The sequence below is a fragment of the Streptomyces sp. NPDC016851 genome (genome assembly GCF_055562795.1).
Genome location: NZ_JBVHEP010000032.1, coordinates 1 through 22,885, shown reverse-complemented (window position 1 = coordinate 22,885; position 22,885 = coordinate 1). Strand labels below are relative to the sequence as shown.

17 protein-coding genes and 2 pseudogenes are annotated in these 22,885 nt (G+C 71.0%); 10 read left to right on the top strand and 9 right to left on the bottom strand.

Translation table 11 applies throughout. The features are described 5' to 3' along the window. Positions 1-130: 130 nt before the first annotated feature. Positions 131-709, bottom strand: coding sequence for a hypothetical protein (locus tag ACZ3I3_RS36170; protein ID WP_467372106.1), 579 nt, complete (start codon positions 707-709; stop codon positions 131-133). A 403-nt stretch (positions 710-1,112) separates the two neighbouring features. On the opposite strand from ACZ3I3_RS36170, the gene ACZ3I3_RS36165 reads away from it, so the two are divergent. The 6 genes and pseudogenes from ACZ3I3_RS36165 (at position 1,113) to ACZ3I3_RS36140 (ending at position 7,127) form a co-directional block, all read left to right on the top strand. Beyond that, the gene (locus ACZ3I3_RS36165; RefSeq protein ID WP_467372044.1) at positions 1,113-4,217 is read left to right on the top strand and encodes a sensor histidine kinase; all 3,105 of its coding nucleotides are present in this window, start codon (positions 1,113-1,115) and stop codon (positions 4,215-4,217) included. Beyond that, entirely contained in the window at positions 4,214-4,648 is a 435-nt protein-coding gene (locus ACZ3I3_RS36160; protein ID WP_356928617.1) for a roadblock/LC7 domain-containing protein, read from the top strand. The genes ACZ3I3_RS36165 and ACZ3I3_RS36160 overlap by 4 nt, the downstream gene beginning before the upstream one ends. A 9-nt stretch (positions 4,649-4,657) precedes the next feature. Next, complete coding sequence (locus ACZ3I3_RS36155; protein WP_059416049.1) at positions 4,658-5,053, top strand: DUF742 domain-containing protein; 396 nt, start codon at positions 4,658-4,660, stop codon at positions 5,051-5,053. A gap of 24 nt (positions 5,054-5,077) precedes the next feature. Further along, positions 5,078-5,599: pseudogene (locus ACZ3I3_RS36150) on the top strand (hydantoinase/oxoprolinase N-terminal domain-containing protein); the annotation flags it as partial. A 60-nt stretch (positions 5,600-5,659) separates the two neighbouring features. Beyond that, positions 5,660-6,541: pseudogene (locus ACZ3I3_RS36145) on the top strand (hydantoinase B/oxoprolinase family protein); the annotation flags it as partial. Next, entirely contained in the window at positions 6,522-7,127 is a 606-nt protein-coding gene (locus ACZ3I3_RS36140; RefSeq protein ID WP_467372043.1) for a GTP-binding protein, read from the top strand. The pseudogene ACZ3I3_RS36145 and the gene ACZ3I3_RS36140, both read left to right, overlap by 20 nt. A gap of 128 nt (positions 7,128-7,255) precedes the next feature. Here ACZ3I3_RS36140 and glpK read toward each other — a convergent pair whose 3' ends face one another. From glpK to ACZ3I3_RS36115, 5 genes are all read right to left on the bottom strand, one after another. Then, a complete protein-coding gene (gene glpK, locus ACZ3I3_RS36135; protein ID WP_467372042.1) occupies positions 7,256-8,776 on the bottom strand; it encodes a glycerol kinase GlpK in 1,521 nt (506 codons plus the stop codon). Positions 8,777-8,800: 24 nt separating this feature from the next. After that, positions 8,801-8,989 (bottom strand): hypothetical protein, encoded by a 189-nt coding sequence (locus tag ACZ3I3_RS36130; RefSeq protein ID WP_467372041.1) that lies wholly within the window; start codon positions 8,987-8,989, stop codon positions 8,801-8,803. 605 nt (positions 8,990-9,594) lie between these two features. Continuing rightward, a complete protein-coding gene (locus ACZ3I3_RS36125; RefSeq protein WP_467372040.1) occupies positions 9,595-11,232 on the bottom strand; it encodes an EAL domain-containing protein in 1,638 nt (545 codons plus the stop codon). Between the two features lie 225 nt (positions 11,233-11,457). Continuing rightward, positions 11,458-12,648, bottom strand: a complete 1,191-nt coding sequence (locus ACZ3I3_RS36120) for a lipid-transfer protein (RefSeq protein ID WP_467372039.1) — start codon at positions 12,646-12,648, stop codon at positions 11,458-11,460. Further along, positions 12,645-13,073, bottom strand: coding sequence for a Zn-ribbon domain-containing OB-fold protein (locus tag ACZ3I3_RS36115; RefSeq protein WP_467372105.1), 429 nt, complete (start codon positions 13,071-13,073; stop codon positions 12,645-12,647). The genes ACZ3I3_RS36120 and ACZ3I3_RS36115 overlap by 4 nt, the downstream gene beginning before the upstream one ends. 130 nt (positions 13,074-13,203) lie before the next feature. Between ACZ3I3_RS36115 and ACZ3I3_RS36110 the strand changes: the two genes are divergently transcribed. Both ACZ3I3_RS36110 and ACZ3I3_RS36105 read left to right on the top strand, forming a co-directional pair. After that, positions 13,204-14,013 (top strand): M15 family metallopeptidase, encoded by an 810-nt coding sequence (locus ACZ3I3_RS36110; protein WP_467372038.1) that lies wholly within the window; start codon positions 13,204-13,206, stop codon positions 14,011-14,013. A 47-nt stretch (positions 14,014-14,060) separates the two neighbouring features. Further along, positions 14,061-14,597, top strand: a complete 537-nt coding sequence (locus ACZ3I3_RS36105) for an NUDIX domain-containing protein (protein ID WP_467372037.1) — start codon at positions 14,061-14,063, stop codon at positions 14,595-14,597. 2 nt (positions 14,598-14,599) lie between these two features. Here the strand turns inward: ACZ3I3_RS36105 and ACZ3I3_RS36100 are convergent, their stop codons facing one another. Beyond that, the gene (locus tag ACZ3I3_RS36100) at positions 14,600-16,966 is read right to left on the bottom strand and encodes a glycoside hydrolase family 31 protein (protein WP_467372036.1); all 2,367 of its coding nucleotides are present in this window, start codon (positions 16,964-16,966) and stop codon (positions 14,600-14,602) included. A 212-nt stretch (positions 16,967-17,178) separates the two neighbouring features. On the opposite strand from ACZ3I3_RS36100, the gene ACZ3I3_RS36095 reads away from it, so the two are divergent. Then, positions 17,179-19,146, top strand: coding sequence for an acetoacetate--CoA ligase (locus tag ACZ3I3_RS36095; protein WP_467372035.1), 1,968 nt, complete (start codon positions 17,179-17,181; stop codon positions 19,144-19,146). A gap of 176 nt (positions 19,147-19,322) precedes the next feature. Beyond that, on the top strand, positions 19,323-20,213 hold the full coding sequence (locus ACZ3I3_RS36090; RefSeq protein WP_467372034.1) for a hypothetical protein: 891 nt from the start codon (positions 19,323-19,325) through the stop codon (positions 20,211-20,213). Positions 20,214-20,282: 69 nt separating this feature from the next. Here the strand turns inward: ACZ3I3_RS36090 and ptsP are convergent, their stop codons facing one another. Both ptsP and ACZ3I3_RS36080 read right to left on the bottom strand, forming a co-directional pair. Next, positions 20,283-21,953 (bottom strand): phosphoenolpyruvate--protein phosphotransferase, encoded by a 1,671-nt coding sequence (gene ptsP, locus ACZ3I3_RS36085; protein ID WP_467372033.1) that lies wholly within the window; start codon positions 21,951-21,953, stop codon positions 20,283-20,285. Between the two features lie 78 nt (positions 21,954-22,031). Next, on the bottom strand, positions 22,032-22,481 hold the full coding sequence (locus ACZ3I3_RS36080; RefSeq protein WP_356928626.1) for a PTS sugar transporter subunit IIA: 450 nt from the start codon (positions 22,479-22,481) through the stop codon (positions 22,032-22,034). Positions 22,482-22,885 lie beyond the last annotated feature (404 nt).

Sequence of the window (22,885 nt, the reverse complement as noted above, 5' to 3'; positions counted from 1 at the left end):
TGTCGCGCAGCCGCCCGCGGTCAGGCGCTGTCGGCCGCTGGGGCGGCGACGGAAGTGGTGCCGCTGGCGTCCGAACGGTGCTCGGCGAGCACGCCGGTCCGGTGCCGCTGGACGAACCCGCGGTCGCCCCTCACGAGTGGGACAACTGCCCGGCCCCGCCCCGCCGACGTATCCGCTCCTGCGCCCGCTCGTCGGCGCGAGCCTGGCGCCGGGCCCGGCGGCGTTCGCGTCGCAGGGCCCGTGCCGTGCTGCTCGGCGTGGACACCACGCCGTTGCGCTGGTTCCAGACCTGACGCGTCACCCACACGTCGAGGGCTCCCCAGGTCGCCACGATCGTGCTGACCACGCTGCTGATCACCATCGGGAACGCCAGCCAGGACCCGGCCATCGTGCACAGGAAGGCCACCATGGCCTGAACCAGCGTCAGAGCGATGAGCAGGACCGAGCGCACGGCGGCCGTCCGTACCGGATCCGGCAACCGGCGCCGCCGCGCCGGCTCCTCGACCCACAAGGGCCGGTAGCACTGCTGCTCGCGCACGTCACGGCCCGGCTGAGCCGGCACTCCCGCCTCTCGAGCCGTGCTCTCCGCCTCGTCAGCCGGGCTGTCACGACCAGCCGCCTCGGCGCCCTGATGCGCTGTCCCTTGAACCTCAGCCGCCCTGGGCGCCCCGCGCCGCTCCGCCGTGCCCGTCACCGTGTCACTCCCCATCGCCAGCAGACTGCTCGCTCGCATCCGAAGACCCGTGCTTCCCAGTGGCTGCCCGGCTTGCGCTGTTTTACGCCGCCCGGATGCGGGATGCGGCTCCTGTGGCCGATTCCGCCCCCATTTCCCGTAGAGAAGGACGAACAACCCCCCACGAAGATTCCCAGAAACCGAAAAATTTCAGCCAACCGTTCGGGCTCTCCACGGCCCTTGGCCCGCACGGCTCCCACCGGTTTCGGGGAGACAACTCCCGCAATGCCCTGACAACTCCACATGCCTCGTGGCTGGCGCGGAAGTTCACCTTCCGGACCGGCCTTCGAGTTCCCTGGGCGTCGGTAGTAGGCTCGCGCCGTTTGTTGACGCACATGTGTACCCCCGGTAGCCCCGGGGGCCCGAGCTGGGGGAGGCCATGCGCTTTCGCGGGAAGTCCATCCGCCGGAAGATCGTGGCGCTGCTTCTCGTGCCGCTGGTGTCCCTGACCGCGATCTGGGCCTTCGCCACGGTGCTGACGGGACGTGAGGCGGGCGACCTGTTCAACGTGTCGTCCGTGGTGGAGAAGATCGGCTACCCCATCGAGGACACCGTCCGCGTCGTCCAGGAGGAGCGCCGTCAGACCCTGGTCTACCTCGCCGACCCCCGTGCCTCCGACGGGCTCGCCGCGCTCCGGCGCAGCCGGACCGCCACCGACAAGGCCGTCGGGAGCATCCGCGAGAACGCCCGGAATCCGGACGTGCGCGACGCGATGGGAGCGGACACCGACGAGCGGCTGACCGCGGTCCTGGACGCCTTCGACGGCATCGAGTCGCTGCGCCGCAGTGTCGAGGACGGCACCGTCGACCGCTCCCAGGCCCTCGACCTCTACAACCGGCTGGTCGACCCCTGTTACGTCCTGCTCGCCAACCTCCACGTCGTCGACAACGTGGAACTGGACAAGCAGTACCGCGCGCTGGTCAACCTCGCCCGCGCCCGCGAACTGCTCTCCCGCGAGGACGCCCTCCTCGGCTCCGCTCTGATCGTCGGCAAGGTCTCCCGCTCCGAAGAGCGTGACATCTCCGACCTCGTGGCCCAGCGCACCCTGATGTACGACACCAGCCTCCCGCTGCTGCCCGTCTCGGAACGCGACCGCTACCAGAGCTTCTGGAAGAACGCCTCCACCGCTCCGCTGCGCGTGGCCGAGGAAGCTGCCGTCTCCTCCGCCGACGGAACACCGCGCGGCGTCAGCGCCAAGAGCTGGGACAGCGCCGCCGGCAACGTGCTCGACGAGCTCGGCACCCTCAACGACCAGGCCAACGACCGCTATCAGAGCCGCGTCGAACCGGTGGCCATGGGCGTCATCGCCAAGGCGGTCATCGCCGGCGTACTCGGCCTGCTCGCTCTCCTGGTCTCCCTCTTCCTCTCCGTGCGCGTCGGCCGCACCCTCATCCGCGATCTGCGACAGCTGCGTCTGGAGGCCCACGAGGCGTCCGGAGTGCGGCTGCCCAGCGTGATGCGCCGCCTCTCGGCGGGCGAGCAGGTCGACGTCGAGACCGAGGTCCCGCGCCTGGAGTACGACAAGAACGAGATGGGCGAAGTCGGCCAGGCCCTCAACACCCTGCAGCGCGCCGCCGTCGAAGCCGCCGTCAAGCAGGCCGAGCTGCGCGCCGGTGTCTCCGAGGTGTTCGTCAACCTCGCGCGCCGCAGCCAGGTCCTGCTCCACAAGCAGCTCACCCTGCTCGACGCCATGGAGCGCCGGACCGAGGACACCGAGGAACTCGCCGACCTGTTCCGTCTCGACCACCTGACGACCCGTATGCGCCGGCACGCCGAGGGCCTCGTGATCCTCTCCGGCGCCGCGCCCTCCCGGCAGTGGCGCAAGCCCGTCCAGCTCATGGACGTCGTACGCGCCGCCGTCGCCGAGGTCGAGGACTACGAGCGCATCGAGGTCCGCCGTCTTCCGCGGATCGCCGTCACCGGTCCGGCCGTCGCCGACGTCACCCACCTCGTGGCGGAACTCCTGGAGAACGCCACCGTCTTCTCGCCGCCGCACACCGCCGTCCAGGTCCTGGGCGAGCGGGTCGCCAACGGCTTCACCCTGGAGATCCACGACCGCGGCCTCGGCATGGCCGCCGAAGCGCTCCTGGACGCCAACCTCCGGCTCGCCGAGACCCCGGAGTTCGAGCTGTCCGACACCGACCGGCTCGGCCTGTTCGTGGTCAGCCGTCTCGCCCAGCGGCAGAACGTCCGCGTCTCCTTGCAGCCCTCCCCGTACGGAGGCACGACCGCCGTCGTCTTCCTCCCGGACGCGCTGCTGACGGACGACGTCCCGGACACGAACGGCATCGGGTTCCGGCTCGACCGGCCCCAACTGGCCAAGGAGAGCGAGCCGCAGGAAAGCCGCCGCGCCGCGCTGTCCCAGGGACCCGCGCATCGGCCCGGTCTGCCGGCCTCCCTCCTGGACGGACCAGTGGAGCTGGAAGCCCCCGTCGACCTGGACGCCATCGGCGACTTCCCCGGCGCGCTCGACGACGAGGACAGCGAACACGGCGCCCTGTTCCGGCCCCGCCCCCTCACCCGCGCCCAGGACGAAGCCGCCGGCCGCCGCCCCGATCCGCACCAGGCGGCCGACCCCCGCAGCGCCCACGACCGGACCGACAGCGACGACGACCCGGGCGCCCCGGTCCAGTTGCCGCGCCGCCACACCCCGAAGCTGGTCAGCTCCCACGGGCGCCCGGTCACCGAGCAGCGCCCCCGGCGGGGGAAGACGGACGAGGAGACCACCACGGGCACCGGCCGAGCGGAGCCGGGCGATGACTCCCCGCTCCCTTCGCGTCGCCGGGGCGACGACTCCGTGAGCGGTCCGGCCACGGGCCGGTCCGGGCCGGAGCCCGCGTCCGCGCTTCCGGTACGCCGCCGCACCGAAGGCTCCTCGACCGGCAGCGGGCGAGGCGAATCCCAGCCGGACGCACCGCCGCCCCTGCCGGCCCGCCGTCGAGGGGCACAGTCCGCCCGCCGCGGCATCGGCGCGGCCGGCCGGAACGAAGACCGCACCGCCTCACCGGCCTCGTCCGGGACCGGGCCGGAGCCGCCCACACTCCCCACGCGGACACGCCGCGCGGAGATCGCATCGAGCGGCCCGGACGGCTTCGACCGTTGGCCGGACCCCGGGCAGGACTCCACCGGCGGGCCCGCCCGCCAGGCGACCGGCTCCGATGCCGGGCCCCAGGACACCGGATCGACTCCCGGCACCGGACGACGGGGGCAGGCTCCCGGGTCCGCACCGAACGAGCCTCGCTCCGGCACCGCGCCGCTGCCCCGGCGCGTCCGCCAGGCCAACCTGGCACCGCAGCTGAAGCGGGGGTCCGAGCCGCGTACGGAGGACAGAGCCGAGCCCGTCGAGCGCGACGCCGACGAAGTACGCAGCCGTATGGCCTCGCTCCAGCGCGGCTGGCAACGCGGCCGCGAGGAGAACGCAGCGGGCGACGCCGCCCACAGCGGCACAGCACAACAAGGAACGACAGAGGGGGACGGTCGATGACCGCACCGAAGGCCACCGGCCACACCGCAGCCAACAAGGGGGAGCTGAACTGGCTCCTCGACGACCTGGTGGACCGCGTCGCGAGCATCCGCAAGGCCCTCGTGCTCTCCAGCGACGGTTTGCCGACAGGCGTCTCCAGGGATCTGACCAGGGAGGACAGCGAGCACCTGGCCGCTGTCGCCTCCGGGTTCCACAGCCTCGCCAAGGGCGTGGGACGCCACTTCGAGGCCGGCAACGTCCGTCAGACGGTCGTTGAGCTCGACGACGCCTTCCTGTTCGTGACGGCCGCCGGCGACGGCAGCTGCCTCGCCGTCCTCTCGGACGCCGACTCGGATGTCGGCCAGGTCGCCTACGAGATGACGCTCCTGGTGAAGCGGGTGGGTGTGCATCTGGGTGCCGCTCCGCGCACCGATCTGCCCGCAGGCGGGTAGTGGGATGACATGAGCGCTGACGGTCAGGGAAGAAGGCACTGGTTCGACGACGAGGCCGGACCGGTCGTCCGTCCGTACGCCATGACCCGCGGCCGCACCAGCAGCCAGGGCCAGCACCGTCTGGACCTGATCGCGGTCGTGGTCACGGAACCGCACGCGGACGACCCGGAGGCGGACCACATGCTCTCCCCGGAGCATGTGGACATCGTCGAACTGTGTCGTGACGTCCCGCAGTCGGTCGCCGAACTCGCAGCGGAACTCGACCTGCCGATCGGGGTGGTACGGGTCCTTGTCGGAGATCTCGTGGACGCGGAATTCGTCCATGTGAACCGGCCCGTACCCCCTGCCGAACTGCCGGACGAGAGTATTCTGCGCGACGTGATCAACGGCCTCCGGGCGCTGTGAGCAGCACGGAAGCGGGGTACTGACGTGACAGGCTGGCAGTTCTGGGTCGACCGAGGCGGCACCTTCACCGACATCGTCGCGCGTCGCCCGGACGGCCGGCTGCTCACCCACAAGCTGCTGTCGGACAGCCCGGCCCGCTACGCCGACGCGGCCGTCGAGGGTGTCCGCACGCTGCTGGCCGGCTCCGACGACCCCGTCGACACCGTGCGCATGGGCACGACGGTCGCCACCAACGCCCTCCTGGAGCGCAAGGGCGAGCGCACCCTGCTGGTCATCACCCGCGGCTTCCGCGACGCCCTGCGCATCGCCTACCAGAACCGCCCGAGCATCTTCGCCCGCCGCATCGAACTGCCCGAGCTGCTGTACGAACGGGTCGTCGAGGTCGACGAGCGCATGGCCGCCGACGGCACCGTCCTGCGCGCACCCGACCCGGACGCCCTCGCCGGGCCCCTCCAGGAGGCGTACGACGACGGGATCCGGGCCGTCGCCGTGGTCTGCATGCACAGCCACCTCCACCCGGCCCACGAACGGGCCGTCGGAGAACTCGCCGCCCGCATCGGCTTCCCGCAGATCTCGCTCTCCAGCGAGGCCAGCCCCCTGACGAAACTGGACGACGGTGACTACGCCTACGAGACCGACTCGGGCGCCGTCATCCGCGTCAGCGTGCGCGTGGACCGCGAGAACCGTGCCGCGACCATCGACTTCACCGGCACCTCGGCGCAGCTGCCCACCAACTTCAACGCCCCCTTCTCGGTCGTCAACGCGGCCGTCCTGTATGTCTTCCGCACGCTCGTCGCCGACGACATCCCCCTCAACGACGGCTGCCTGCGCCCCCTGGACATCGTCGTACCGCCCGGCTCCCTGCTCTCCCCCGAGCCGCCGGCGGCCGTCGTCGCCGGCAATGTGGAGACGTCCCAGGCCATCACCGGCGCCCTCTACGCGGCGCTCGGCGTCCAGGCCGAGGGCTCCGGGACCATGAACAACGTGACCTTCGGCAACGAACGCCACCAGTACTACGAGACCGTCGCCTCCGGCTCCGGCGCGGGTGACGGATTCCCCGGCGCCCCCGTCGTCCAGACACACATGACCAACTCCCGCCTCACCGACCCCGAGGTCCTGGAGTGGCGACTGCCCGTGCGCCTCGAGGAGTTCGCGGTCCGGCGCGGCAGCGGCGGAGCCGGCCGGTGGTGCGGCGGCAACGGTGCCGTGCGCCGCATCCGGTTCCTGGAGCCCATGACCATCTCCACGCTGTCCCAGCACCGCCGTGTTCCCCCGTACGGCATGGCGGGCGGCGAGCCGGGCGCTCTGGGCACCAACCGGGTGGAACACACCGACGGCGCGGTGACCGAACTCGGCGGCAGCGACTCCGCGGACGTCGTCAGCGGCGACGTACTCGTCATCGAAACCCCAGGCGGCGGAGGCTACGGCCCGCCGTCGCCCGACCCCCATCAAGCAGGAGAAGAGATCGATGATCTTCGGGCGTTCTGAGCGCGGCAAGCCTCCGGTCGAGCCCGTCACGCTCAAGATCCTGGTGGCCGGCGGCTTCGGCGTGGGCAAGACCACGCTCGTCGGCGCGGTCAGCGAGATCCGGCCGCTGCGCACCGAGGAGCTGCTCACCGAGGCCGGGCGCCCGGTCGACGACACCAGCGGTGTGGAAGGCAAGCACACCACGACCGTTGCCATGGACTTCGGCCGCATCACGCTCCGCGAGGACCTGGTGCTGTACCTCTTCGGCACACCCGGCCAGGAACGGTTCTGGTTCATGTGGGACGAGCTCTCCGAGGGCGCACTCGGGGCCGTCGTCCTCGCGGACACCCGCCGCCTGGAGGACTCCTTCGCCGCCGTCGACTACTTCGAACGGCGCTCGATACCGTTCCTCGTCGGCGTCAACTGCTTCGAGGACGCACCGCGTTACCCGGTCGAGGACGTACGCCAGGCCCTCGACCTCGACGACGGCGTGCCGCTCATGATGTGCGACGCCCGCGACCGCGAGTCGGTCAAGGAAGCGCTCATCGGCGTCGTCCAGCACGCCATGGCGTACGCGGCCGACCGCCGCCAGACGGTGACCACCTGACACTGGCCACCTGACGCCCGCACCGCCGGTGCGCGCGTGGCCGGCGGCCGGCATGGCGGGCGCGGACCGTACCCCCGCCGACAGGGGTACGGTCCACCGTCCGGAAACGACCCCGCACGCGCGCGTGGCTAGCTGTCGGCGTCCTCCTCCCAGCCGAAGCTCTTCTCCACGGCCTTGCGCCAGTTGCGGTGCTCGCGGTCCCGCACGGACGCGTCCATGGACGGTGTCCACTCGACGTCCTTCTGCCAGTGCGCCTTGAGCTCGTCCAGGTCGTTCCACACACCGGTGGCCAGACCGGCCGCGTACGCGGCGCCCAGACAGGTCGTCTCGGAGACCTTGGGCCGCACCACGGGCACGTCGAGCACGTCCGCCTGGTGCTGCATGAGCAGGTTGTTCTTCGTCATGCCGCCGTCGACCTTCAGGGTGGTGATGTGCACCCCGGAGTCCTGGTACATGGCGTCCACGACCTCGCGGGTCTGCCAGCTCGTCGCCTCCAGCACCGCGCGCGCGAGGTGCGCCTTCGTGACGTACCGGGTCAGCCCGGTGACCACGCCACGCGCGTCGGATCGCCAGTACGGCGCGAACAGGCCCGAGAACGCCGGCACGATGTACGCACCGCCGTTGTCCTCCACACTCGCGGCCAGGGGCTCGATCTCGTCGGCGGTACGGATGATGCCGAGCTGGTCGCGGAACCACTGGACCAGCGCGCCCGTTATGGCTATCGACCCCTCCAGACAGTAGACCGGCGCCTCACTGCCGATCTTGTATCCCATCGTCGTCAGCAGACCGCTCTTCGACGACACCGGACGGTTGCCGGTGTTGAGCAGCAGGAAGCTGCCCGTGCCGTAGGTGTTCTTCGCAGTGCCCACGTCGTAGCAGGCCTGGCCGAACACGGCGGCTTGCTGGTCGCCCAGCGCGGAGGCCACGGGCACGCCGGCGAGCTGGCCGATGGCGGTGCCGTACACCTCGGCGGAGGACCGGATCTCCGGCAGCATGGCCTCGGGGATGTTCATCGCCGAGCAGATCGAGGAGTCCCACTGCAGGGTCTCCAGGTTCATCAGCATGGTGCGCCCGGCGTTGGTCACGTCGGTGACGTGCTGCCCGCCGTCCGTGCCGCCGGTGAGGTTCCAGATCAGCCAGGAGTCCATCGTCCCGAAGGCGATCTCACCGCGTTCTGCCCGGGCCCGGAGGTCGGGCACGTTGTCGAGCAGCCAGGCCGCCTTGGGCCCGGAGAAGTAGGTGGCCAGCGGCAGACCCGTCTGCTCGCGGAAACGGTCCTGCCCCTCCGAGCCGCCCAGCTGGTTGCACAGCGCCGCCGTCCGCGTGTCCTGCCACACGATGGCGTTGTGCACGGGCTTTCCCGTCGCGCGGTCCCACAGCAGGGTCGTCTCGCGCTGGTTGGTGATCCCCATCGCGCTCAGCTGGTCGGCGCGCAGCCCGGCCTTGGCGAGCGCCCCGGCGACCACCGCCTGCACCTTGGACCAGATTTCGGTGGCGTCGTGCTCCACCCACCCGGGCTTGGGGAAGATCTGGCGGTGCTCGCGCTGGTCCACGGCGACGATGGCACCGTTTTCGTTGAAGACGATGCAGCGGCTGGAGGTGGTGCCCTGGTCGATCGCTGCTACGTACTTCTCGGAGTTGTCCGTCATGGCTACTACCTCTTGATCGCTTGGTCAGAAGGCTGCGTTGCAGATGAGGGCCCCGAGAATTCCGACGGCCGCAGGCCCTGAGGTTGATCGCGGAGCCGGTGGGCCCGAGGATCGAGTGACGGCGGGATCGCAGTGGCCGCCCGGCAGCGGGGCGGCGGTGTACGCGCCCGCCGTGCCGCTGATCTCGCCGACGACGATGTGCACGTTGCTCATGGCGGCTCCTAGGCCGAGGCCCGGGGACGATCCGCCCCGATCCTCGTGTGCGGGGTGCGTTTCCCATGGCTCCTTCAGCCGAAGGCAGGGATACCCGCGCCCCGCCCGGCGTCCGTGACGAGCGTGCCGATCGCAGCCGAATCGCCCATGGGGCAAAGGGCCTTGGCGTCGGCGCGCCCGCGCGCCGCATGCCGGATACGCCGAGTATGTACGGCGATGTCGACTGACACCGGAAGTGTTCACCGGCGCCCAGGGGGCGTCAAGGTCGCCGACCGCAACGGTTGACGGCCGTTGTGGCGGCGGCCGGGCCTGCCGGGCCGGGTGACCGGTTGCACGGCCCTGGCGGCGCCCGGTCGGGTCGTTGTTCAGATGTGGTCGGGGCCTGCGCGGGCTTCGCTGAGCCGCGCGAGGCCTTGCTGGTGGTGTCGTCCGGCCTGCGCCGGGCTCCGCCCGTGGGCGAGCGCCCAGTCGCATCCGACTCCTCGCTTGCTAGCCACCAGCATCCACCTGACCAGGCGGTCTCTCAACCGGACGAGCAGCGCCCCGCCCCTGGCCTCCTGACCGAGTCCTGCCAAGAGAACTGAGTCCTGCCCACCAGACGCCCCCTAAGAGGCCCCACACCGCGCCGCTGCCGGCGTCGTCTCACCGCCACGGCGGGTCTCATGTCCGGGCGTACCCGCGCGGCCCAGCACCCAACTCGCCCCGTGCAACGCCTTCGCCGCCTTCTTCAGGGGAGCCAGGCACGCCGCCGCCTGCCGGTGGTCGGTCACACTGCCCGGCGCGCACAGCACCGTGGCGAGCGACAGCGTGACCGGCCGACCGCCCGCCGACCAGGGGGCGTCCAGCACGGACGCGGCCAGCGGATCGAGGCCCTCCGGCTCAGCGAGCACCAGGAAATCGTCGCCGCCGATGTGTCCCACACGGGTGCCGTCCATCGCGGCCTGCTGCAACGCACGCCCCACCGCCCGGATCAGCTCGTCACCCGCCGCGAACCCGGCCCCGTCGTTGACCTGCTTGAAGTGGTCGACGTCCAGCCAGCTCAGCGCGAACGCCCTCCCGGACGCGATCCGCCGGTCCACCTCCCCGGTGATCACGTCCGAGCCGGGCAGCCGCGTCAGCGGATTCAGCCCCGCCGCCTCCTCCACCCGTGTCTCGGCCAGTGCGCGCACGAGGTCCGCGAGCCGAACGACGCCCACACACCGCCCGTACTCGTCCACGACGGCGACATCGTCCGACGTACGGTCCCGCCCGCCGACCGCCACGACGTCCAGTACCTCCCAGGCGGTGGCGTCGATGCCCACCGTCCGCGGGGGATCACCGAGCTTGGCCGCGGGCCGGTCGGCGTAGAGGGCGTGCCCGTAGCGCCCCGACATCGACAACAGGAACCGGGACCGGTGCACCGACCGGACCGGAACCCCGGCGGTGTCCACGAGCAGCACCCCGGACACATCCGGTGACCCGGTCAGCAGCGCCCGCACCTGCCCCGCGGACGCCGTGGCGGGCAGCAGTGCGGCGGGCCGCACGAACTCCCGCACCGACGGTCCCGACCGCGGCACGGCCACATCGGCGGGGGAGCGGGGCGGGACGTAGACGTCGGCGGCGGGCAGCCGGGCCGGCGGGGCGAACAGCTCGCCCTGTGCCAGCTGCGCCCCGGCCGCCAGCGCCGCCGCGCACTGCCCTTCGGTCTCCACGCCCTCGACGGCCAGGAGCGCTCCCAGCTCGTCGCACAGCGTCCGCATCGACCGCACCACCGCCGGCCGCGCCAGCAGTGACGCGTCCAGCTTCACGAGCTCGGGCGTGATGTCCGAGAGGAGCCGCAAGGGCACGTCCCCGTCCCCGACGCCGTCCGCGCAGATCCGGAAGCCCTGACCGCGCAGCCTGGACACCGCCTCCAGCAGTGCCCGCTGCGGCACGTGTGTGTACGGCGGACAGACGTCGATCGTCACCTCCCACGGAAGCCGCCCCGCCTCGCGCACGGCGTCGTGCAGCGAAGGAAGCCCGCCGAGGTCGGCGAGGGTGCCGGCGAAGGCGTTGACGAACAGCGGCAGCAGGGTCTCCTTGCGGACCGCCGCGCGGAGCGCGGACACCGCCAGCCGACTGTCGAGCTCGGGATCACGGCGGGCCTCGGCCAGGATGTCGCCGGTCTCCGGGCGGGCGAGTATCTCCAGTCCCGTGACCGCGCCGGTCGTCAGATTGACCACCGGTTGGAAGGCGAAGCGGAGAGTGTCCGTCCAGGAGTGCACGGCAGCATGATGGCTCGACCGGCGCACGCCCAAGCCCAGTTCATGAGACGTTCACGCAGGATTCCGGAGCGGTCACGCAGCGTAGGCCAAGGCGCGTTCGCCGCCGTAGCACCAGCCCTCTCGCACGGCCCCCCGCCCACGTCCGAGCACCATCCCCAGTGCGTCCGGGCGTCGTCTCGTGCATGTCCCGGCACCGCCCCGAGCCACGTCCCGCCCCCCGGCCGCTCACCGCACCGCGATCACCGCTGATCCGTGCCCGAACAACCCCTGGTTCGCGCTGATGCCCACGCGCGCTCCCGTGACCTGCCGGTCCCCTGCCTCGCCCCGCAACTGCCGGGTCAGCTCGCACACCTGGGCTATCGCCTGCGCCGGAACCGCCTCGCCGAAGGAGGCCAGGCCACCGCTGACGTTCACCGGTATGCGCCCACCCAGGGTCGTCGCCCCGTCGCGCAGCAGCTTCACGCCCTCGCCCTCACCACACAGCCCCAGATCCTCGTACCACTGCAACTCGAGCGCCGTGGACAGGTCGTAGACCTCGGCCAGCGACAGATCCTCCGGCCCCACCCCCGCCTCCTCGTAGGCCGCCCGGGCGATGGACGCCCGGAACGGCTCGGCAGGCGGGTCGACCGCCACCGCGGAGTCCGTGGCGATGTCCGGCAGGTCCAGCACGGTGTTCGGGTACCGCGGCGTCAGCGTGGCCACGGCCCGGATCCGCACCGGATCCGCATGGCCGTGCCGATGTGCGAACTCCATGCTGGAGAGCACGACCGCCGCGCCCCCGTCGGAGGTCGCGCAGATGTCGAGCAGCCGCAGCGGGTCGGCGACGACGGCCGAGGCGGCCACCTCCTCGGCGGTGACTCGCCGGCGGTAGCGCGCATGGGGGTTCAGGGCGCCCATCGCCGCGTTCTTCACCTTCACCTGTGCGAAGTCACCCGGGGTGTCCCCGTGCATGGCCATGCGCCTACGGGCGTACAACCCGAAGTACACGGGGTTGGTCGCCCCGAGAATCCGGAACCGCAGCCAGTCGGGATCGTCGGGCCGGTCCCCGCCCGCAGGGCGGAAGAATCCCTTGGGAGCGGCATCAGATCCCACCACGAGGACCACCTCGGCGAGGCCGGAGAGGATCTGAGCCCGCGCGGCGTCCAGCGCCTGGGCCCCGGACGCGCACGCCGCGTACACGCTCATGACCCGGGCCCCTTGCCAGCCCAGTGCTTTCGCGAACGTCGCCCCGGCGACATACCCGGGATAGCCGCCACGCACGGTGTCCGCGCCGATGATCGAGCCGACGTCCCGCCAGTCGAGCCCGGCGTCGGCGAGCGCCGCGCGAGCCGCTGCGACGCCGTACTCGACGAAGTTCCGTCCCCACTTGCCCCACGGGTGCATGCCCGCACCCAGCACCGCCACCTCACCGGTCACGCCTTCACCACCCCCGTCGGCCGCCAGTGCCATGTCGTCCAGGTCGTATGCGCGTCCTCGTGGAGCACGCCGGGCACGACCTCCACCTCCATGCCCACCGCCAAGTCCTCGACGGTGACCCCGGGAGCCGCCTGACCCAGCATCACGAGCCGCTCGGCCTCCAGCTCCACAGCGATCAACGCGCACGGCTCCCACGAAAGTTCCGGATCGCTCACGTAGGGTGACGGCGGTCGATACCGGCTGTCCGTGTACGACCAGACGCGGCCGCGCCGCGACAGGGGGACCTCCGTCAACTCTCCGCCCCCGCAAGCCGGGTTGCGGCAGTGGTGGTCCTCGCGGGGGAAGAAGACCGAAGAGCACGCCGCGCAACGCGTGCCGAGCAGCCGGAAATCCTCCCCCTCCCCGGCGAACCACCCCGCTACCACCGGCGTTCGTGCACGCGACACAGTGCCTCCCCGCAGACCGAATCTGACGGAACGTCAGAAGTCTGCCACGCCCCTCCGGATTTCGGCATCCCTTCCCCGGCGGGACCGTCTCCTGGTAGACGCAGGAGCCATGACACGACTCACCACCGTGGCACGCGGCCTGATCACCGCCTTCGCCGCCGTGCTGGCAGCGACCGCCCCCACCGCCACCGCCCAGCCCAAGACCGGGCCCCATGCACCCGAAGACTTCGTGGCCCTGAGAAGCGTGGCCCCGACGATCATCCAGGAGATGCGCTACTTCACCCCGCACAACTTCGTCGGCGAGCGCATCGACGGCTACGCCCAGCCGATCTGCATCCTCACCCGTCCCGCCGCCCACGCCCTCCACCGGGCCCAGACGAAGCTGCTGCGCCAGGGCTACACACTCAAGGTGTACGACTGCTACCGGCCGCAGCGCGCGGTGGACCACTTCGTCCGCTGGGCCGAGGACCTCGACGACCAGGCCATGAAGGGCGAGTTCTACCCGAACGTCGACAAGACCCGGCTGTTCACCGACGGTTACATCGCCGAGAAGTCAGGCCACAGCCGCGGCTCGACCCTCGACGTCACCCTCGTGAAACTGCCGGCGAAACCGACCCGGCCGTACCACCCCGGAGAGCCCCTCGTGCCCTGCTTCGCCCCCAAGGACGAGCGGTTCCCCGACAACTCCGTCGACATGGGAACCGGCTTCGACTGCTTCGACACCCTCTCGCACACCCTCGACCCCCGCGTCCAGGGCGAGCAGCGCGCCAACCGGCTGCTGCTCAAGAACACCCTGGAGGGCCTCGGCTTCGTGAACCTGGCGGAGGAGTGGTGGCACTACACCTACAAGCCCGAGCCCTACCCGGACACCTACTTCGACTTCCCCGTGTCCAGGAAGGCGCTCACCCGCGCTCACTGACCCGCCCGCCCGAGACGCCCTCTCCGTGATCGGCTACAGTCCGCCGCGTGTCCGAAACTCAGCACTCCAGTTCCAACTCCGCGCCGAACTCCCATTGTTCGAGCTGCGGCGCGCCCTACGGAGAGGGCGTCTCCGGCTGGCCCCGCACCTGCCCGGCGTGCGGCAGCGTGGCCTACCGCAATCCCCTCCCGGTCGCGGTGGCCCTCCAGCCCGTGTACGACACCAAGGGCACCGCCCTGGTCGTCATCACCCGAACCGTCGCTCCCGCGCGCGGGGGCGCGGCCCTGCCCGGTGGCTACATCGACGACCGGGAGGACTGGCGGCACGCCGTCGTACGCGAACTCAAGGAGGAAACCGGCATCGACGCGGCCGTCCGCGACGTACGCCTCGTCGACGCGATGAGCTCGCCCGACGGACACCTGCTCCTGTTCGGCCTCCTCCCGGAACGCCCAGCCGAGGGCCTGCCGCCCTCCGCCGCCACGGACGAGACGGACGGCTGGCACCTCCTGCGCAGGGCCGAGGAACTCGCCTTCCCCCTGCACACCGTGGCCGTACGGGCCTGGTTCGAAGGCCGCTACATCTGAGCTCAGCGCTCCCCGGCACCGCGGACGCGCACCGGGTGGGACGGCACGCCCCCGCCGTCCTCACCCTCCCGCTCGACGACCACCCGCGAGCCCATCCACCGAGCGGTGTAGCGCTCGATCTCCGGCTCGTCCCACCCGTCGCCCCCGTCCTGCACGACCAGCCCGCCCCCGGTCCGTCCCCGGGCAGGCGCCCACACCTCCAGCTCCAGCCCGCCGTGCTCCCCGCGTACGGGGAGCACCGCACCCGCGCGTGCGAACACCGGGATCCGCGACAGAGGCGCGTCGACGAGCACCTGCGCCGGCCCCTCGTACGCCCGCTCCGTCACCGTGTCGTACCAGCGGCCCCGCGGCAGCTGCACGGCACGCCGGTCCGCGCCCGGGTCGAGCACCGGCGCCACCAGCAGGCTGTCGCCCAGCAGGAAGGCGTCCCCGCAGTCACGCAGCGCCCGCTCCTCCGGCGCAACCCACCACAGGGGCCGCACATAGGGCGCTCCAGTACGCCGCGCCAGATGCGCCAGCGTCACGAAGTACGGCAGCAGCCGCCGGCGCTCCAGGAGCGCCACGCGCGCGTGCTCCAGCACCTCCACACCGAACTCCCACGGCTCCCTGCGCCCCGCCCGCAGACTCGCGTGCGTGCGGAAGAGAGGCAGGTACGCGCCCAGCTGGAACCACCGCAGATACAGCTCGGGGGAGGGATCCCCGTCGAAGCCTCCGATGTCCGGCCCCGAGTACGGCACGCCGCACAGACCGAGGCCCATCACCAGCGCCAGAGAAGCCCGCAGTCCCGGCCAGCCGGTGGCGACGTCGCCCGACCAGGTCCCGCCGTAGCGCTGCATGCCGGCCCACCCGGAGCGGGAGAACAGGAACGGCCGCTCCTCGGGCACGAGTTTCCGCAACCCCTCGAAGCCCGCCCTGGCCATGCACAGCGCGTACACGTTGTGCGCCTCACGGTGGTCACCGCCCCGCCCCTCCAAGGAGTGCCGCGCCGAACGCGGCAGCGTCGACTCCCCGAAGGCGGCGAACGACGTGGGCTCGTTCATGTCGTGCCAGAACCCGGAGAATCCCTGCGCGAGCCGCTCCTCGTAGAGACCGCCCCACCACTCACGCACGCGCGCGTGCGTGAAATCGGGAAACACCGCCTCCCCGGGCCACACCACACCCTGCACGACCTGCCCCGAGGCGTCCCGCACGAACGCGTCCCCGGCCGTCCCACCGTCGTACACGGCATTGCCCGGCAAGGCCTTCACGGCGGGGTCGACGATCGACACCAGCCGGATGCCTTCCCGCCGGAGTTCCTCGGCCAGAACGGGCAGCTTCGGAAAGCGGTCCTGGTCGACCGTGAACACCTGATGCGCGTCGAAATGGTCGATGTCCAGGTGCACGGCGTCGAGCGGCAGACCGTGCTCCAGGTAACCCGCGACGATCCGCCGCACCTCCTGCTCACTGCCGAACCCCCACCGCGCGTGGTGGTGCCCGAGCGCCCACGCGGGCGGCAGCGCGGGCGCGCCGGTGAGCGACGCCCAGGCGAACAGCACGCGCGCGGGGGTGCCCGCCATCACCCAGCAGCGCAGAGGTCCGCCGTCCATCCGCAGCTCGCTCGTCCCGACCCGGTCGTGCCCGGAACCGGCGCCCTCCTCGCCCTCCTGCAGCGTCACCGTGCCGTCCCACGAATTGTCGTGGAACACCAGATGCGTACCGCCGTCGGACACCACCATCTGCACCGGCATCGTGATGTACAGCGGGTCGTCACCAGGCCCGAAGGCGAAACCGGGGTCGGTGTTCCACAGCCGGTACGTCCCGTCCGGCAGCCGAGGACCCGAAGCACGACCACCGAGCCCGAAGAACCGCGCGTCGGCAGCCACCTCCGACCGCTGCATCCACCGCGCCGGACCGCCACCGACCGGTTCCCACCACCGCGGCGGCAGATCACGGCGCAGCGTCACGCCACCGGGGGTGCGCACCTCCACCGCGCCATGCCGTGACACGACGACCGTCACCCGCTCGGCCACCACCCGCCAGCCGCCGTCCTTGTCCGGCTCCAGCACCGCCCGGGGATCCGCTTCCGGACACCGGCCGGCCAGCGCGTACGACGGCTCGGGCTCGGCCCCGTCCCAGCCCCAGAAGACGGCTCCGCTCACGGCGACGAGAATCCGCAGCTCCGACCGGCTGAACCGGACGACACCGCCCCCCGGCCCCGGTTCCACCTCCTGCACGGCCCCGGGGACCCGGGCGCGCTCCGCCCCGCGTGACGGCAGCCCGGTGGCGTCGGCCCGCCGCCTGCGCCACGCTGCTCGTACGGTACGAACAGCCTGTGCCGCGCCGACCGAACCTACCGCTTTCACCGAACGCACCAGGTCACGACCGTTCATGCTGCTCACCCTGCCATTGATCGCCCCGCACGCGCGTGTCGTTCAACTGCCGTTCATCCGTGCCGGGACCACATCTTCACGACATGGACTATGTGGGGCGCACCCTGGTGCCGAAGTCGATCACATGGCATTGTCCGTGCCAGCCGCGTCACGCGCACACCCCAGCCCGTGCGCGGAGGACGCACACGACGCGCACAGTCCGGGAGCCGACCATGTCGACCGATAGCCCTCAGCCGCTGTGGCAGCCAGACCCCGAGCGCATCGCCCGGGCACGGATCACGAGGTTCCAGGCCTGGGCAGCCGAGCACCACGGTGCCCCCGCCGAGGGCGGTTACGCGGCCCTCCAGCGCTGGTCCGTCGACGAGCTGGACACCTTCTGGGAAGCCCTCACGGAGTGGTTCGACGTCCGTTTCTCGACGCCCTACGCGCGCGTGCTCGGCGACCGTTCGATGCCCGGCGCCCAGTGGTTCCCCGGGGCGACCCTCAACTACGCCGAACACGCTCTGCGCGCGGCCGACACCCGCGCTGACGAACCGGCCCTCCTGTATGTGGACGAGACGCACGAACCGAGCCCCGTCACCTGGGCCGAGCTGCGCCGTCAGGTCGGCTCCCTGGCCGCCGAATTGCGCGGCCTCGGCGTACGCCCCGGAGACCGCGTCAGCGGCTATCTCCCCAACGTCCCGCAGGCCGTGGTCGCCCTCCTCGCCACAGCCGCCGTGGGCGCCGTCTGGACGTCCTGCGCGCCCGACTTCGGAGCCCGCAGCGTCCTCGACCGCTTCCAGCAGGTCGAACCCGTCGTGCTGTTCACGGTCGACGGCTACCGCTACGGCGGCAAGGAGCACGACCGCCGCGAGATCGTCGCCGAACTGCGCCGCGAACTGCCCACCCTGCGCGCCGTCGTCCACATCCCCCTCCTCGGCACCGAGGCACCCGAGGGCGCCCTCGACTGGGAGGCCCTCACCTCCGCCGACACCGACCCCGTCTTCGAGCAGGTGCCCTTCGACCACCCCCTGTGGGTGCTCTACTCCTCCGGCACGACCGGCCTGCCCAAGGCCATCGTCCAGTCCCAGGGCGGCATCCTGGTCGAGCACCTCAAGCAACTCGGCCTGCACTGCGACCTGGGCCCCGAGGACCGCTTCTTCTGGTACACGTCGACCGGCTGGATGATGTGGAACTTCCTCGTCTCCGGCCTGCTCACCGGCACCACGGTCGTCCTCTACGACGGCAGCCCCGGCTACCCGGACACCGGCGCCCAGTGGCGCATCGCCGAACGCACCGAGGCCACCCTCTACGGCACCTCGGCCGCCTACGTCATGGCCTGCCGCAAGGCGGGCGTCCACCCGTCCCGCGACTTCGACCTCTCATCCGTCCAGTGCGTCGCCACCACGGGCTCGCCCCTGCCCCCCGACGGCTTCCGCTGGCTCCACGACGAGGTGCGCGACAACCTGTGGATCGCCTCCGTCAGCGGCGGCACGGACGTGTGCTCCTGCTTCGCCGGAGCCGTCCCGACCCTCCCGGTCCACGTCGGCGAGCTCCAGGCCCCCTGCCTCGGCACCGACCTCCAGTCCTGGGACCCGAACGGCACCCCCCTGATCGACGAGGTCGGCGAGCTCGTGGTCACCAACCCCATGCCGTCGATGCCCATCCACTTCTGGAACGACCCCGACGGCAGCCGCTACCACGACAGCTACTTCGACACGTACCCCGGCGTCTGGCGGCACGGCGACTGGATCACCGTCACCTCCCGTGGATCCGTCGTCATCCACGGCCGCTCCGACTCCACGCTCAACCGCCAGGGCGTACGCATGGGATCCGCCGACATCTACGAGGCCGTGGAGCGCCTCCCCGAGATCAGGGAATCCCTCGTCATCGGCATCGAACAGCCCGACGGCGGCTACTGGATGCCCCTCTTCGTGCACCTGATCCCCGGAGCCGTCCTCGACGAGACCCTGCTGAACCGCATCAAGCAGACCATCCGCGAACAGCTGTCACCGCGCCACGTCCCCGACGAGATCATCGAAGTACCCGGCGTCCCTCACACCCTGACCGGCAAACGCATCGAGGTCCCGGTCAAACGCCTCCTCCAGGGCACCCCGCTGGAGAAGGCGGTCAACCCGGGCTCCATCGACAACCTCGACCTGCTCAGCTTCTACGAGGACCTGGCCCGCAAACGCGCCTGACCGGCACCTGAGACCACTCGTCGTAACCATGACTGTCGATGCAGTCATGTCCGCTTCAAAGGTGCTGACCTGTGGTTTTCATGCTTGCTCGGGTATGTGATCACCACGCCCACCCCCGTTGTCAGTGCTGCCGGTTACTGTGAGTGAGCATTGATCGACCGTGCACAGGGGGAACAATGACGCACACGGACAGCCGGACCATGCGACGTGTCCTGCACCGAGAAATCGCCGGCACCATCGGCCTGATCACCGACGAGCACGACTTCCGGGCCATGCGGCGGTACCGCAGCTTCACCTTCCACGACCATGCCGCCTACCTCAAACATGTGGAAGGGCTCCTCAGGGCACGAGCCCTGCAAGGCAGTCACACCACGGTGGCTCTCTTCGACCCCGAGGAGTACGCCGAGTTCTGCAGGCAAAAGGGCCTTGATCCCGACAATCCGTCGAGCCGCACACGCTTCACCGCACGACTCGCGGTCACAGGCCCGACCCTTCCCTACGAGGGCCAGCCGCTGGCTGACCTCCTCCCGGCCCTCGTCGACGAGGCCGTGCGACAGGCCACCTGGGAATACGCGACCACACTCCTCGCCCGCCTGGGCGCCTGCACAGCCTGCGGCGAGGACATCGGACACGCCGCCTTCAACCGGGCCTCGGACCTCCTCGCCCGCATCCTCGACACGGCCCCACCCGGCAACCGGCACCTCGTATGCAGCGTCACCGGACCGCCCGAAACCCTCGTCGCCGCCCTCCACGTCGCCGACACCGGCGGCGCCGTGAAACTGGACGAGGCCGAAGCCCTCGAGTTCACCACGGTCCTGGCCCTCGGCCTGGCCACCGAAAGCCCAGGGGGCCTCGTCATCCGCGCCAGCTCCCCAGGCGCACCCGACCGCGTCTACGGCTGGCGACTGCGCGCATACGGACTCGAACCCCTCACCGCGGGAGAGGTCTTCGACGCCTACTGCACCGACGTCGAGTCCGGCGACCTGATCTCCCCCGAATCCAACGTCGACTACTGCGAGCCGCCGGACCTGGGAGAAGTGAATCCCGAACGGGGACACAACCACTGAAAAGCGGGCGGGGCGCCCCACCGCAGTGGAGCGCCCCGCCCGGGCAGCCTCGGCCGGCAGCGGCCCGGCTCACTCGCCCGACAACACCGCCTGTGCCGCGCTGCGCGCGTCCTCGGCACTGTCCGTGGCCCGCGCCGCCGCCGCAGCGCGCTCGCACTGCGCCAGCGTGTACTTCGCCAGCGTGGCCCGGACATAGGGAATCGACGCCGCGCCCATCGAAAGAGAGGTGACGCCCAGACCGGTCAGCACACACGCGAGCAGCGGGTCGGACGCGGCCTCACCACACACGCCACAGCTCTTGCCCTCGGCCTTCGCGGCCTCGGCGGACAGCGCCACCAGGTCGAGCAGCGCCGGCTGCCACGGATCCTGGAGACGGGAGACCGCACCCACCTGACGGTCGGCGGCGAAGGTGTACTGCGCCAGGTCGTTCGTCCCCAGCGACAGGAACTCGACCTCCTGGAGGATCGAGCGTGCCCGCAGCGCGGCCGACGGGATCTCGACCATCGCGCCGAACTTCGCCCGCAGCCCGGCCTCTCGGCACGCGTCCGCGAAGGCCCGGGCATCGGTGCGGTCCGCGACCATCGGGGCCATGACCTCGAGGTAGACCGGCAGCCCCTCCGCGGCCTTCGCGAGCGCCGTCAGCTGGGTACGCAGGATCTCCGGGTGATCCAGCAGAGTCCGCAGACCCCGCACGCCGAGCGCCGGGTTCGGCTCGTCGGCCGGCGTCAGGAAGTCGAGCGGCTTGTCCGCACCCGCGTCCAGCACCCGCACCACGACACGCCCCTCGGGGAACGCCTCCAGCACCTGCCGGTACGCGGCGACCTGCTTCTCCTCCGACGGCGCCTGCTTGCTGTCGTCGAGGAAGAGGAACTCGGTCCGGAAGAGACCGACACCCTCCGCCCCGGCCTCGACCGCTGCCGCCACATCCGCGGGGCCGCCGATGTTCGCGAGCAGCGGCACCTTGTGACCGTCCGCGGTGGCACCAGGACCGGTCGAGGCCGCCAGCGCCGCCTTGCGCTCGGCGGCCGCGGCCTCGAGCTGAGCCTTCTTCTCATCGCTCGGGTCCACGAAGATCTCGCCGGTGCTGCCGTCCACGGCGATCATCGTGCCCTCGGCGAGTTCACCCGCACCCGGCAGCGCGACCACGGCCGGCACCCCGAGCGCCCGCGCCAGAATCGCACTGTGGCTGGTCGGACCGCCCTCCTCGGTGACGAAGCCGAGCACTAGAGTCGGGTCCAGCAGCGCGGTGTCGGCAGGCGCGAGGTCACGGGCGACAAGGACATAGGGCTCGTCGCTGTCGGGGACACCCGGCATCGGCACCCCCAGCAGACGGGCGACGATACGATTCCGCACGTCGTCGAGGTCGGCCACGCGACCGGCGAGGTACTCACCGGCGCCCGCCAGCAGCTCGCGGTACGCGGCGAACGCGTCGTACACCCCGCGCTCGGCCGTGCTGCCGACGGCGATGCGTCGTTCCACGTCTGCCATCAGCTCGGGGTCCTGGGCCATCATGGCCTGCGCCTCGAGCACCGCCTGGGCTTCACCACCCGCCAGATTCCCCCGTGCCATCAGGTCGGCCGCCACAGCCTCCACGGCTTTGCGGGCGCGCCCCTGTTCACGCTCCGCCTCCTCCGCGGGGATCTGCTTCGCGGGCGGCTCCAGCACCGCCGTTCCCATGTGCCGAACCTCGCCGATAGCCACACCGTGGCTTACGCCGACGCCTCGCAGCGTTGTGTCCATCTCACCCGTCTCCGATAGTGCGGCGGATCCGACCGCCGCGTTGGTTCTCCTGCTAGCCGCCATACGACGGCACTGACGTCACTTCCAGAGGAAGAGACTGTCGCCGGCCTTCACATCGCCGTCGTCACGAAGATCGGAGAGTGCTTCGGCCGTGGCCTCCAGCGCCACGATCGGGCAGATAGCGGACTTGCCGGCGGCCTCGACGGCAGCCGGGTTCCAGCGCACGATGCCCTGACCGCGCCTGACGGTGTCACCCTTGTTCACGAGCAGCTCAAAACCCTCGCCGTTGAGCTGCACTGTGTCGATACCGAGGTGGGTGAGAACACCGTGCCCGTTCTCGTCGACGACGACGAACGCGTGCGGGTGCAGGGAGACGATGACGCCGTCCACGGGCGAGACGGCCTCGGAAGGCTCACGTACGGGGTCGATCGCTGTGCCCGGGCCGACCATGGCCCCGGAGAAGACCGGATCCGGCACGGCTGCCAGTCCGATGGCGCGTCCTGCGAGTGGGGACGTCACGGTGGTCATGGGAAGCCTCCCAGGGGTGGAGATCGATATGGGCCGTCCCTGTCGGTACCGGGCGGCACACTGTTCAGCAGGGTATGTCACCTGAAGTGCCGGTTCCGCAGGAGCGCTTAAGAGTGGTCTAGACCATACCGCATATCGATTTGCACCGGCTCTGCGGCCGCGTGTACAGTCGTACTCCTGCCTGGGGCTGAGCGACGCGACCTAGTGTCCTGGTCCGGCAGCACCCAACTTGCCAGATCCTATCTCGGGGTCACCTTCTGCATGCCTGCAGGACGGTGGTCAGAGGGCCGGAAAAACACTGGTAGAGTTGGAAACGCAAGACCGAAGGGAAGCGCCCGGAGGAAAGCCCGAGAGGGTGAGTACAAAGGAAGCGACCGTTCCTTGAGAACTCAACAGCGTGCCAA